The organism is Acidovorax sp. LjRoot129 (assembly GCF_964253765.1).
Taxonomy (GTDB): Bacteria; Pseudomonadota; Gammaproteobacteria; order Burkholderiales; family Burkholderiaceae_C; genus Acidovorax.
In genome coordinates this window covers 4,921,441-4,933,803 of the sequence record NZ_CAXUSE020000001.1, presented here as the reverse complement: position 1 = coordinate 4,933,803, position 12,363 = coordinate 4,921,441, and the positions used below count along the sequence as shown (strand labels likewise).

At 67.8% G+C, this 12,363-nt stretch carries 13 protein-coding genes and 1 pseudogene; 5 read left to right on the top strand and 9 right to left on the bottom strand.

The genetic code is table 11. The features are described 5' to 3' along the window. The first annotated feature begins 2 nt into the window (after positions 1-2). Together ACSQ3Q_RS22585 and ACSQ3Q_RS22580 are read left to right on the top strand one after the other, a co-directional pair. Entirely contained in the window at positions 3-1,064 is a 1,062-nt protein-coding gene (locus ACSQ3Q_RS22585; RefSeq protein WP_436136547.1) for an NAD-dependent epimerase/dehydratase family protein, read from the top strand. 136 nt (positions 1,065-1,200) lie between these two features. Beyond that, positions 1,201-2,385 carry an Acg family FMN-binding oxidoreductase gene (locus ACSQ3Q_RS22580; RefSeq protein WP_436136546.1) on the top strand — a complete coding sequence of 395 codons (1,185 nt, stop codon included), beginning with the start codon at positions 1,201-1,203 and terminating at the stop codon, positions 2,383-2,385. A gap of 628 nt (positions 2,386-3,013) precedes the next feature. Here the strand turns inward: ACSQ3Q_RS22580 and ACSQ3Q_RS22575 are convergent. After that, entirely contained in the window at positions 3,014-4,810 is a 1,797-nt protein-coding gene (locus ACSQ3Q_RS22575) for a pectate lyase (protein ID WP_436136545.1), read from the bottom strand. Between the two features lie 159 nt (positions 4,811-4,969). Further along, positions 4,970-5,203 (bottom strand): hypothetical protein, encoded by a 234-nt coding sequence (locus tag ACSQ3Q_RS22570; protein WP_436136544.1) that lies wholly within the window; start codon positions 5,201-5,203, stop codon positions 4,970-4,972. 24 nt (positions 5,204-5,227) lie between these two features. On the opposite strand from ACSQ3Q_RS22570, the gene ACSQ3Q_RS22565 reads away from it, so the two are divergent. Next, positions 5,228-6,202, top strand: coding sequence for a TRAP transporter substrate-binding protein (locus ACSQ3Q_RS22565; protein ID WP_436136543.1), 975 nt, complete (start codon positions 5,228-5,230; stop codon positions 6,200-6,202). Positions 6,203-6,304: 102 nt separating this feature from the next. Here the strand turns inward: ACSQ3Q_RS22565 and ACSQ3Q_RS22560 are convergent, their stop codons facing one another. The 5 genes and pseudogenes from ACSQ3Q_RS22560 to ACSQ3Q_RS22540 all read right to left on the bottom strand — a co-directional run. Continuing rightward, positions 6,305-6,835 carry an RNA polymerase sigma factor gene (locus ACSQ3Q_RS22560; protein ID WP_436136542.1) on the bottom strand — a complete coding sequence of 177 codons (531 nt, stop codon included), beginning with the start codon at positions 6,833-6,835 and terminating at the stop codon, positions 6,305-6,307. A gap of 3 nt (positions 6,836-6,838) precedes the next feature. Next, complete coding sequence (locus ACSQ3Q_RS22555; RefSeq protein ID WP_436136541.1) at positions 6,839-7,042, bottom strand: YgaP family membrane protein; 204 nt, start codon at positions 7,040-7,042, stop codon at positions 6,839-6,841. Positions 7,043-7,203: 161 nt separating this feature from the next. Further along, positions 7,204-8,187 carry a thiamine-phosphate kinase gene (thiL, locus tag ACSQ3Q_RS22550; protein WP_436136540.1) on the bottom strand — a complete coding sequence of 328 codons (984 nt, stop codon included), beginning with the start codon at positions 8,185-8,187 and terminating at the stop codon, positions 7,204-7,206. Between the two features lie 48 nt (positions 8,188-8,235). Continuing rightward, positions 8,236-8,772, bottom strand: a complete 537-nt coding sequence (locus ACSQ3Q_RS22545; protein WP_436136539.1) for a substrate binding domain-containing protein — start codon at positions 8,770-8,772, stop codon at positions 8,236-8,238. A gap of 239 nt (positions 8,773-9,011) precedes the next feature. Then, positions 9,012-9,119: pseudogene (locus ACSQ3Q_RS22540) on the bottom strand (LysR family transcriptional regulator); the annotation flags it as partial. A 191-nt stretch (positions 9,120-9,310) separates the two neighbouring features. On the opposite strand from ACSQ3Q_RS22540, the gene ACSQ3Q_RS22535 reads away from it, so the two are divergent. Both ACSQ3Q_RS22535 and ACSQ3Q_RS22530 read left to right on the top strand, forming a co-directional pair. After that, complete coding sequence (locus ACSQ3Q_RS22535; RefSeq protein WP_436136538.1) at positions 9,311-9,523, top strand: hypothetical protein; 213 nt, start codon at positions 9,311-9,313, stop codon at positions 9,521-9,523. An 88-nt stretch (positions 9,524-9,611) separates the two neighbouring features. Beyond that, positions 9,612-9,935: a tautomerase family protein gene (locus ACSQ3Q_RS22530; RefSeq protein WP_436136537.1), complete on the top strand. Its 324-nt coding sequence runs from the start codon at positions 9,612-9,614 to the stop codon at positions 9,933-9,935. Between the two features lie 15 nt (positions 9,936-9,950). Here the strand turns inward: ACSQ3Q_RS22530 and ACSQ3Q_RS22525 are convergent, their stop codons facing one another. Both ACSQ3Q_RS22525 and ACSQ3Q_RS22520 read right to left on the bottom strand, forming a co-directional pair. Beyond that, positions 9,951-11,075, bottom strand: a complete 1,125-nt coding sequence (locus ACSQ3Q_RS22525) for a YbdK family carboxylate-amine ligase (RefSeq protein ID WP_436136536.1) — start codon at positions 11,073-11,075, stop codon at positions 9,951-9,953. After that, positions 11,072-12,328: a cation:proton antiporter gene (locus ACSQ3Q_RS22520; RefSeq protein ID WP_436136535.1), complete on the bottom strand. Its 1,257-nt coding sequence runs from the start codon at positions 12,326-12,328 to the stop codon at positions 11,072-11,074. Before ACSQ3Q_RS22520 ends, ACSQ3Q_RS22525 begins: the two co-directional genes overlap by 4 nt. Positions 12,329-12,363: the final 35 nt, after the last annotated feature.

Here is a 12,363-nt window from a genome sequence, read left to right as displayed (position 1 = left end):
CGATGACCAACCCCCCCGCCATGACCGCAGCCGCTAATCACGGCAACAACGCGCCCACCGTGCTGATCCTTGGCGCGCGGGGTCGCCTGGGCCTGGCTGCCGCCCGCGCTTTTGCCCAGGGCGGCTGGCAGGTGCTGGCCCAGGTGCGGCCGGGGGCAGACCGCCAGGCGCTGCCCGCCATCGCCGGGGTGTGGTGGATGCCCGTGGCAGTGCACGACACGGCAACGCTGGCAGCGCAAGCGCAGGGCGCGCAGGTGGTGGTGCATGCGCTCAACCCGGTGTACACCCACAAGGCCTGGCGCAGCGAGGCGCCGGCCCTGCTCGAAGCAGCCATCGCCATCACCCGCGCGCTGGGCGCCACGCTCATGCTGCCTGGCAGCGTCTACAACTTTGGCGAGGGCATGCCGCCCGTGCTGCGCGAAGACACGCCGCAAACTGCCACCGGTTTCAAAGGCCGCTTGCGCACCGAGCTGGAGCAGCGCCTGGCGGCCGCCACGCACGACGGCAGCCTGCGGGCCATCGTGCTGCGCGCGGGCGACTTCTATGGCAGCGGCACCGGCAGCTGGCTCGACCAAGCCATTGCCAAGGACCTGCCCCGCGGCCGGGTGACCTGGCCTGGGCCGCTGGATGCCGCCACGCCCTGGGCCTACCTGCCCGACCTGGCTCGCAGCTTTGTGCGGGTTGCGCAGGAGCGCCATCGCCTGGCTGCGTTCGATTGCCTGCACTTTGCCGGGCACACCGTCACGGGCCAGCAGTGGCTGCACAGCTTTACCGCCATCGCGACGGAGTGCGGCTGGTTGCCCGATGCCGATGGGCATGCCGGCGCGCTGCGCGTCACGCGCATGAACTGGCCCCTGTTGCGCGTGGTCGGCCTGGCGATGCCCACCCTGGCGGCGCTGGCCGACATGCGCTACCTGTGGCGCACGCCCCACCGGCTGGACAACACGCGGCTGCGCGCGCTCATCGGCGAAGAGCCGCACACGCCGTTCGATCAAACCGTGCGCCAGGCGCTGGCCGACCTGGGCCTGGTTCGCCAGCCCGTGCCGCGCGCTGCACTGGCCTGACGCGGGGCAAACAGCGCGTATTGCCGCAGCGGCGCCCACCACGGGTGGGCGCGGGGGCGCGCGCGCCTGCCAACACGACTCCCATCCGTTTCGATTCTTTGACCCACACCGGCCCACAGGGCCAGAAGGAACTGCCATGCTGAACCGTCGCAACTTCATCCGCCTGGCTGGCGGCGGCACCGTCGTCGCGGCCACGGCCGGCACGCTGACCGCGTGTGGCGTGGTCGGCCCACACTACCCAGCAGAAGCGGTCGAGGCCTGGAAGGGCCCCGTCGGCGAGACCGAAGTGCGCCGCCGCGCTGTGGCCTACGCCATCACCGCGCCCAACCCGCACAACCTGCAGCCCTGGGTGGTGGACCTGCGTGAAGAGGGCGTGATCACCCTGCGCACCGACCGCGAGCGGGTGCTGCCCCACACCGACCCGCTGGGCCGGCAGATCCTGATCGGCCACGGCGCCTTTCTGGAGCTGCTGGTGCTGGCCCTCGCCCAGCAAGGCGTGGGCAGCGAGGTGTTGCTGTGGCCCCAGGGCCCGCTGCCTGCGGCACTGGCGGACTGGGACGACCGGCCCGTGGCGCGCATCACCCTGAAGCCTGCAGGCCAGCCCGATGCGCTGTTCGCGCAGGTGCTGCAGCGCCATACGCCCAAAAGCGACTTCGACACCACGCGCCCCGTGGCGCCCGATGTGCTGGCGGCGCTGCTGGCCAGCCAGCGGGCCGGTGCGGCGCTGCAGGCCGGCGGCACGGTCGATGCGGCGCGCCTGCCGCCGCTGCGCGCGTTGTGCTGGGAGTCCGCGCAGGTCGAGCTGCTCACGCCGCGCACGATGATGGAGAGCATCCACCTCACGCGGGTCGGCCCGTCCGAAATCCTGCATCACCGCGACGGCATCACGCTCAACTCGCCCTTCGTGCGGGCCGTGGCGGCGCTGGGCATGTTCGACCGTTCTGCCCCGCCAGCCGAAGGCAGCGCAGCCTACAAAAGCGCCATGGGCCGCTTTGAAGGCCACAGCCGCACGGCCATGGGTTTCGTATGGATCACCGGCGGCAACACGCGCGCCGACCAGGTCGAAGCCGGCCGCGCCTACGTGCGATTACAGCTGCAAGCCACCGCGCTGGGCCTGGGCGTGCACCCCATGAGCCAGGCGCTGCAGGAGTTTGCCGAGATCGCACCGCATTACGAGCGTGTGCACCAGCTGGTGCTGGGCCGCCCCGCGCCGCGCGCGCCGGGCGATGCGACGGTGCAGATGTTCTGCCGCATCGGCTACGTGCAGGGCGAGGTGCCGGCCACGCCGCGCCGGCCGCTGGCGCAGTTTGTGCGCGCTTAGAACGCGTTCACGATCTCCCGGGGGTCGCGTTGGAGCGCCATCGTGATGGACGTGGATGCTTCGGATGCGCCGCATGGGCTCATACCCATGCAAGCAGCCGGGGCGCCAAACACTCAAGTTCATCGGCCCGATTTCGCTCCAACCCTTCGGGCAGCGGTCTGGGCGGGCGGTCTGCGGCGTTGCGGCGCTTGTGGATAGCCCAAGCTATCCACTGCGCACCGCGCCTAGCATCCCATCCCGCCAAGACCGCTGCGCGACCCCTGGGAGATCGTGAACACGTTCTTAGATGCGGTGGCGGGGTGGGTCGGCGTGGCGTGTGGTGCATGCCCTGGCTTCGACAGGCTCAGCCCGAACGGTGGTGAGGGCATGTGCGAGTGGAACCCGTGGGCACCTGCGGGCAAACCTTGGCCTTACTGCGGCAGAGTTTGCTCAGAGGCGGCGTGGGTGCTCCGTGGCTTCGAACGGATCAGCCTAACGGGCTGAGGGAGCGCGAGGGCGGCCACTGCGCGCCAGCGCAGTGGTTCTCCAACGGAAAATTGAATGAAAATGGCCGCCAGCGCTTATTCCATAAGCGCTATGCGCTATTAAATATATAGCATGCGCCGACTGAAGCCAGTCGGCGCCGCCATCACGCCACCGGCGCCACAAATGCAATCAACCGCCCCATGCGACGAATCCACTCCGCCGTGACGATGAACTGGGGCTTGTCCTTCTTCACATACGGCGCGATCTCTGGCGGGTTGTCGGCGGGGTAGGGCGAGGTGTCGTACACATCGCCCACGTGTTTGCTGCGGTAGGCCGTGCCGGTGTAGGGCGTGGTGGGGCCGTCGCCCTGGTAGGGGTTGACGATCTCGGGCACGGGCGACGTCCAGTAGTTGCGTGTGCCCAGCTCGGTCAGCAGCGTGCTCACCTCGGATTCGGGCACGGCGGGCGTGGCCATCACCGCGCCGGTGAACAGGTCCGGAAAGTCCACCTCGCGGATCGAGAAGTACTTGGGCAGCGCCCGGCCGCCCCCCGCCACCTTGAGCGGCGAGCGCGCGGCCAGCTCGGCCACCGCGGCGTCGGTCATGCCATTGAGCTTGTTGTACATCGCCTCCAGCCCCGCGATGTCGATCGGGCGGCCGGCCGAGTAGTGGCTTACGGTGTTGGTGTAGTCCTTGTCGAAGTAATACGCGCCGTTGTGGATGTTGGAGCCATAGCGGTGCACATACAGGCCATCGTTGGTGCCCAGCTCGACAAAGGTCGGGTGGGTGCGGCCGCCGCCCAGCAGCGGGTTGACGGTGGCGGCATCGGCCGGCAGAGGGCAGCTCTTGAGCCAGGCAATCGCCTCCGGGATGCGCGCCAGGTACTTGCGGTCGCCCGTGAGCTGGAAGTAGTTGAACATCTGGCGGATGTTGGTCTGCGTAGTGTGCGTGGCCAGCGACCGGGGCTCGTAGCTGCGGGCGCCCGCGGGCGAGCCTGCGGGGCGGCCGTCCTTGTCGCGCGACAGGTGCTGCAGGCCCCAGCCGGCCTGTGGGCCGGGCTGTTGCATCAGGCGCATGCATTCCATCGCGCGGCTGATGTTGGGCAACAGCCGCGTTTCGCCCAGCGCCATCACACACAGCGTGAGGAACTTGATGTTCTCGCCCATCACGTCGTCGTTGAAGGTCACGTGCAGTGTGTAGTCGCCGTCTTCCATGCCTGCGCGCGCGCCGGCAGGCAGCTGTTCGGGGTTGGGCCGCGGCATGCTGCTGATGGCGCCCGGAAAGTGCGGAAACCGCTGCGGCCAGCCGCCGCTGGCGATGCCGTATTCGGGCCCGAACTGCGCGTTGACCACAAAGTCGATGGCCTTTTGCACCGCAGGCAGGTAGCGCGCCTCGCGCCGCTCCAAGTACATGCGCAGCAAGAACTGCGAAGCCACGGCCGTGCCTGCGTCGTCGAACGTGGCGTTGCCGTAGTAGTGCTGAAACTCCTCCAGCCGCCAGCCGTTTTTGCCGATGGTGTCGTACCACTTTTTCAGCGACGCCTCGCCCGCAAAGTCGTGGATGTAGTTCCAACCGCCCGAGGGGTGCTGCGCCGCCATGATGGCCGTGGCGGTGCGCTCGGCCGCGCGCCAGTGGCGCTCGTCGCCGGTGGCGTGGTAGGCGTCCAGGTACACATGGCCCACCGACGGCGTGCCCGGCGGCTGGATCCAGCACATGGTGCGGTAGGCCTCCATCTCGCCGAAGGTCTGCTTGAGGTCGGGCGAATACGACCACACGTAGCCGCCCTGGTAGGACACGGTGTCGTCCATGTAGTGCGTGGCCCGCTTCAGGGCATCCGCCGCGTCGGCCTTGGGGCCGGGCGGGAAGGTGGGGGCAGGGTCGTCGCTGCCGCCGCCGCAGGCGCTCAGCAGCAGGGGGGCCAGGGCACTCAGGGTGAAGTCTCTGCGCTTCATGGTCAGCATGGAATGTCTCCTCGTTGGATGGCAGTTCTGGAAAGGGGCCGAGGCGAGCGCGCCTGCTGCCCTGCAGGCGGCCGGGGCCGGGTTGTGCGCCGCAATGACAGATGACGTCGTACAACTTGGCGCGGATTTTGGGCGCCTGTTTTCATCCCATGATTGGCGTTAACCCCAATCGGTGACAACCCCTCGCCCCTGCAAAATCGGGCGCGAGAGGGGCCGGCTGCGGAAGAAAAAAGGCTTGAAAGCCGCATGAGATCTTGATTTCATGGAGTCAATGAAGTTTTTGTCCGCGACTTTTTGGGGCGCAGCAAAGCGTGCCGATGGATCTCTTGTGGCATCGAAAAATTTGTGATTATTTGTATGACGTCCGATGATGACGTTAACAATTTCACTCACAACAACAGGATCGAGGGGACAGACATGCTCAAGGGATTGAAGGCGGGATGTTGGGTGGCGGCAGCATTGCTGTGCGCGGGTACGGCGTGGGGGCAGACCAAGCTGCGCGCATGGAACATCCACCCCGACGGGTACCCCGTCACCGAGGCCATGAAAAGCTTCGCGCAGCAGGTGGGCAAGGCCACGCAGAGGCGCTACCAGATCGAGGTGTTTTCCAACGCAACCCTGGGCGACCAACCCAAGGCGGTGCAGATGCTCAAGAGCGGCGAGATCGACATTGCAGAGTTCAGCTCGGGCCCGCTGTCCGATGCGGTGCCGGGCATCAAGGTGCTCAACCTGCCGTTCCTGTTCACCGACTCGGCCCACATGTTCCGCCACCTGGATGGTGCTCTGGGACAGCGTTTTGCGGCCAACCTGCAGTCGGCCGGTTTTGTGGTGCTGGGCTGGTATGACGGCGGCGGGCGTTCGTTCTATTGCACAAACCGCACGTTGACGAATATTCGCGACCTGGCGGGAGCGTCCATCCGCGTGCAGCAGTCCGAGGTCTTCATGGAGATGATCAAGCTGCTCGATGCCAAGCCGGTGGCAATGCCCTTCAAGGAGGTCATGGGCGGCTTCGAAAAAGGCGCCATCGACTGCGCCGAGAACAACATGCCGTCGTACGAATCCACCGGCCACCACAGGCTGGCCAAGCACGTGTATGTGACCAACCACGTGATCTCGCCCGAGGCGCTGGTGGTGTCCACCGCGCTGTGGGCCAAGCTCTCGGCCGCAGACCGCAAGGCATTTGCCGACGCCGGGGCGCAGTCCGCGCTGCTGATGCGCGAGCTGTGGAACAAACGCGTGGCCCAGGCGCTGGAGACCACCGCCAAACAGGGCTCGCAGTTCGTGCGTGTGAAGGACGTCTCGCCCTTTGTGCGGCGCATGGCGCCGCTCTACAACAAGTACATGGCCGACCCGACCACGCGGGAGGAGCTGCTGACCATCATTGCGCAATGAGCGAGGCTACGGGGCGCATGGCATCCGGTAGCCAAGACGGGGCCAGCGCGGCGCTGCAGGCCTGGGGCCGCCCATCTGCGCAGCGATGTGCCGCCGCGGGGCTCAGCGCACCAGGTATTCGCGCACCAGGCTGCGCGCCCGGTGCAGGCGGCTTTTGGCGGCTTCGCGCGTGGTGCCCAGGCGCTCGCTCATTTCCTCGATGGTGAGCTCCTCGAAGTCGCGCATCAACAGCGCGTCGCGGTAGATCGGCGGCAGCGAGTCAATGGCCAGGGCCAGGTCGTGGCGCAACTCGTGGTCGGGCTTGTGTGACCAGGCGAGGTTGTCTTCAACCTGCGCCAGGGGCTCGCTTTTGAGCCAGCCCAGCACCGGGCGCATGCACAGCCGCTGCACGATGCGCACCACCCAGCCGCCAAACGCCGCCACCTCACGCAGCGCGCCCACGCGGCGGTACACGATGATGAGCGCCTCCTGCACCACGTCGTCGGTGGCCGTGGTGGCCGCGCAGTGGCGCAGCGCATAGCGACGGATGTCCGGACGCGCCAGGGCCAGCAATTGCTCCATGGCCTGCGCGTCGCCATCGCGGGCGGCGGGCAGGAGCTGGGCGAGTGTGGGGCGTGTGGCAGCGGTGCCCATGGGTCATTCCACCGGCTTGCGGCCGACCATGGCGCAGGCGGGGCAGTAGCCAAACATGCCGCTGAGCACGCTGCCGACGCCCGAGGCGGCCAGTGCCAGGCCCAGGGGTGATGCGCCTTGCCACCACAGGCCGGCAGCGATGAGGGCCACGCCCCCGGCAACGCGCAGCAGGACTTCGGGGCGGGTGATGTTCTTGCGGTACAGCATGATGAAAAGGTCCTTGGAATCGAAGGGGGTGGTAGGGGAATGAAGCGCGGTCAGAACAGCTTCAGACTGCGCCTCACCCACCAAGAGCCCGCGGATTCGCCAAAGGATTCATGCGCTGCGAAATATTTTTGTTGCCGGCCCCGGCGGTAGCGGCCGGAGTTCTACTGAAAGTGGTCGAACGACGCATAGCGGTGGGCCACGGGTTGCCCCGCGCCGTCCACCAGCCGCAGGCCCGGCTCGGCCTGCACCGTGCCGATGCGTGTGACCGGCGTGCCGCTGGCGTCGGCCGCGGCCGCCACGGCTCCCCGGTGGGCGGGCGGGGCGGTGAAGGCCAGCTCGTAGTCGTCGCCGCCTGACAGGGTGCAGCGCCGGATGATTTCAAGGTCTAAATGGCCTCCAGCGCTTGATTGGTAAGCATTTTTTGCTATCAATTTGCTAGTAATGGCAGTGTCGATGCATGCGCCCACGCCTGAGGCCTTGAGGATGTGCGAGAGGTCGCCCAGCAGGCCGTCGCTCAGGTCCATGGCGCTGCTGGCAATGCCGCGCAAGGCCTGGCCCAGGGCGACGCGGGGCGTCGGGCGCTCCAGCCGCTGGCGGGTGCGCGCCAGCACCTCCGCGGGCAGCGTGAGGTGGCCGAGCAAGGCTTCCAGCGCTAGCCGCGCATCGCCCAGGGTGCCGCTCACATAGATGTCGTCGCCGGCCCGTGCGCCGCTGCGCAGCAGCGCCTGGCCCGGCGGCACTTCGCCAAACACCGTGATGCAGATATTGAGCGGGCCCTGCGTGGTGTCGCCGCCCACCAGCTGGCAGCCGTGCGCATCGGCCAGTTGCCACATCCCGCGTGAGAAGCCAGCCAGCCAGCGTTCGTCCACGCGCGGCAGCGACAACGCCAGCGTGAAGGCCAGCGGCCGTGCGCCGCAGGCGGCCAGGTCCGACAGGTTGACGGCCAGCGCCTTGTGACCCAGCGCTTCGGGGTCGACGTCGGCAAAGAAGTGGCGGCCCTCCACCAGCATGTCGCTGGAGATGGCCAGCTGCATTCCGGGCGCGGGCGCCAGCAGCGCGCAGTCGTCGCCCACGCCCAAGGCCACGGCGCTGCCGGGGCGCACAGGGCGGGTGAAGTAGCGGGCGATCAGATCGAATTCACCCATGGCGGGACTTGGCAACGAAGGACATGGCGAAGAGAGGAGAAAGAGGCTTCACGAACGGTCTTCCTGCAGCGCAAACCACTGCGCCCAATGGTCGATGCAGGCCTGGATCTTGGGCAGCCGGTGGCGGCGGGTGAGTGTGATGGCGTGGATGGGGTGGGGCTGTGGGTCCACCCACTCCGGCAGCACCGGTGTGAGCAGCCCCTGGCGCACCAGCGGCTCGGCCACCAGCGTGGCCAGCCGCGCGATGCCCAGGCCCTGCAGCGCCATGCGGGCGGTGATGCCGGTGCTGCCCGAGCGCCAGCGTCCCTCGGCCACCACCACGCGCGCTTCGCCATCCACCACGAAGGGCCAGCGGTTGAGCTGGGCCACGGCGCTGTTGGTGATGAGGTGGTGCGGGTGCAAGTCGTCAAGCTGCTGCGGTGTGCCGTGCGCCTGCAGGTAGCTGGGCGCGGCGTACAAACGGCGCGCCAGCGTGCCCAGCGGGCGGGCCACCACGGTGTCGGTGGGCGGCGCGCCCGTGCGGATCGCGATGTCGATGCCGCCCTGCACCATGTCAGCCATGCGGTCGTCCACCACCAGTTCCACGCGCAGTTGCGGGTGCGCCTGCTGCAGGCTCTCGAAGCTGGGATCAGCAGGTGCTCGGCCACCACCGAGCTGGCCGCTACGCGCACCCAGCCGCTGGGCTGGCCGCTCTGGCTGGCGAACTCGCCTTCCAGTTCTTCCAGCGTGCCGGTGATGCGCCGGCAATATTCCAAAAAGGTGAGTCCCTCGGCGGTCGGGGTAAGGCCGTGGGTGGTGCGGTGCACCAGCCGTGCGCCGCTGGCCTGCTCGATGCGCGCCAGCGTGCGTGAGATCTGGCTCACCGGCACATTGCGTTCGCGCGCCACTGCCGACAGCGAGCCCAGCTCGGCCACGCGGGCGAACAGGTGCATGTCTTCAAAGCGGAGGTCGCGCATCGGGCAATGGTAACGGGGGCAGCCGGGCACGCAGCCCGGCAGGGGGCGTGTTGGCGTGGCTTTGCAGCCAGTGCAAAACGCTGTTGCCCCGCGCGCCGTTTCCGGGATTGCGCGCCGTCCCTACAGTCGCTTCACCCCTTGAAGAACCGACCGGAAAGGACTTCGCAATGCCAAACGACCTGACGCCCGACGAACGCCGGCGGCTGCACCAAACCGCCGAGCGGCTGGCTGTGCAACTGCGCCGCGAAGCGCTGCAAGAGTTTCCCGGCGCTGCCATGCGCTGGTGGGTGCGTGTGCCGATCCCGGCCGTGGCTGCGGCATTTGGCCGTGTCTTCAAAGGGCTGCGTTATCGAATCCATCCATCCCCACCCAGGAGCTGATCCATGCCCACCCTTGTCCTCAAAGTCACCCGGCTGCATAACCCCGACCGTTATCACACCCTCGCCCGCGCGCTCACCGACCTCACGGTTGGAGCTGCTGGGCAAAAAGCGCGAGGTCACGGCCGTGGTGATCGAGAACCTGCCGGCCGCGCAATGGCACATCGGCGGCGAGCCAGTCGCGCTGCCCACGGCGCTGCTGGAGATCAGCATCACCGAGGGCACCAACACGGATGGGGAGAAGGCGGCCTTCATCGCCGCGGCGTTTGCCGAACTGCAGCGCCAGCTGGCGCCTGGCGCTGCGCTGGCGAATGCCAGCTATGTGATCGTGCGGGAGCTGCCGGCACAGAACTGGGGCTATGCCGGCACCACCCAGCTGGCGCGCCGGCAACAGGCGCTGCTGCTGCCGGCGTGAAACGGCAACGAAGCGCTAGCCGCGGTCGCCGCGAAAACGCTGCGCTGCCTGGCGGCTGACCTCGGCCAGCAGTTGCTCTTCGCGCTGGCGCTCGCGCAGCCAGCGAGCATCGTTCTGGCCGGCCTCGACCTCGGTGCGCAGCATGTGCATGGCGCTGGACGCACCTTGCACCGCCGCATGGCCAGCGATCTTGTCCATCGTGCGCAGAATGTGCTCGCGCAGCGGCATGTGGTCGCCGGTGGCCGGGTCGACATACACCGCATCCATGCCGAAGCGGCAGGCCTGGAAGCGGTTGTAGGTGTAGACGAGGTAATCGTCTTCCTCGGGCATGAAGGGCTGGTCGGCCAGGAACCAGGCGCCGAGCGACTGTACGTAGCCGGCCAGCGCGGCGGCGCGCTCGATGGTCAGCGGCGTGTCGAACACGCGGATCTCGATCGTGCCGAACTCGGGCTTGGGGCGGATGTCCCAGTAGAAGTCCTTCATGCTCTTGACCACGCCAGTGCGCGTCATCTTGTCGAAGTACGTGGTGAAGTCTTCCCACGTGAGCGCGAGCGGCGCGCGGCCCGAGAGCGGGAACGCAAACACCGAGTTCAGGCGCGCCGAGTCGAACGCCGTGTCCTGCCCCTGCACGTAGGGGCTGGACGCCGACAGCGCGATGAAGTGCGGGATGTAGCGCGACATGCGGTGCAGCATCAGCAGCGCGGCGTTGGCGTCCGGGCAGCCGATGTGCACGTGCTGGCCAAAGATGGTGAATTGCTTGGACAGGTAGCCGTACAACTCCGACAGCTCGCGAAAGCGGGGCTTGTCGTAGATGCGCCGCTCGTGCCACTGCTGGAACGGGTGCGTGCCGCCGCCCACCACGGCGATATTGAGCTTGTCGGCGCTTTTGACCAGCGCATCGCGGATGGGTGTGAGCTGGCCCAGCACCTCGCTGGTGCTGTGGCAGATCCCGGTGGAGATCTCGATCATGCTGTTCGTCATCTCAGGCACCACGCTGCCGGGCAGCGGGGTCTTTTGCATGAGGCGCAGCATGTCCTCGGCATAGGGCGCGAGGTCGTAATCGTTGGTGTTGACGAGCTGCAGCTCGAGCTCGACGCCCAGCGTCAGCGGTTCGGAATGGTTGAAGGCTTCAAGACTCACGATGCGGTATCTCCGTTGTGGCCAGGGGCGGTCAATGGCGCCCAGGGTTTGGAGCTCTCGCCCGCGCGGTAGATGGCCACGGTGGCGATCACGGCGCCCAGCACTTCCATGAGCAAGATGGCAGGCAGTGCCACGCCGGCGATCACATGGCCGGTGGAGGGTGAGGCCAGCACGAACTGCGAGGCGATGAGCAGCGCGATGGAGGACATCGGCGTCATGGCGCAGCCCACCCACAGGGCCTGCTTCCAGCTCGCGCCGCTGCCCACGTTGCCCAGCGCCACGCCGGTGGCCTTGGCCACGAGGCGCACGGCGATCAAGGCCAGCACCACGCCAGCGACCGGCGCGCTCCAGTCGGCCTGCGCGGCTACGGTGGAGACCAGCACGAACATCAGCATGGTGAGCAGCGAGGACGCATTGCCCAGCTGGCGGGGCCAGGCCCAGGGCCGTGGGTTGAGCTGCTTGAGCAGCATGCCGCCCAGCAGCGCCGCCAGCGGCGCCGAGCCGCCCATGTGCGCCGCCACCGCCGTGCCGGCCGCCACCAGGGCCAGGAACAGCATGGAGGTGTTTTCGCTGGTGGGGCTCATGAAGCGCAGGGCCATGCGCAGTACCAGGGCTAAGGCGGCGGCCACGACGATGGAGACCCCCAGCACCACCACGACCGGGTACACGGTCTCCACCAAGGTGAGGCTCTGGCGGTTGATGAGTTCAGCCTTGGCGCTGCCGAGCGTGAGCGCGTACAGCGTGGACAGGGTGGTGAGCACGATGGCGCGTTCCGTCACCGGGCCGGCTGCGCGCGTGTCGGCCACCACGCGGGTCAGCACGGCAGGCGAAGCGGCCAGCGCCACCAGCGCCAGCGGGCCGGCCACTTGCGTGGGCAGGTTGAGCCACACCAGGACCCAGTACACGGCAAAGTAGGTCAGTACCGATTCGGCAATGCTTTGCACCAGCACCATGGGGTTGTGGCGGAACCAGCGCAGCGGAATGCGCCCGCCGCATTCGAACAGCACGATGGCAATGCCCAGCTCCAGCAGGAAGAGGCCGATGCCTTGCAGCGGCCACACGGCGCCGCTGAAGCCCGCCAGGCCGGCGGCCGTGCCCACCAGCGAATAGCCCACGACCTTGGGCAGGCCCGTGTGGCGTTGCGTGAGATAGCCCGCCATGGCCGCCACTGCCAACAGCAGCGACCACTGTACGGTGGGCAACCCGGCCGAGGGGCGCAGCCATTGCGCCCAGAAGCTCAGGATTTCATTCATGTCGAGGAACCTCTGCGTCAGACGGTGAAGCGCCG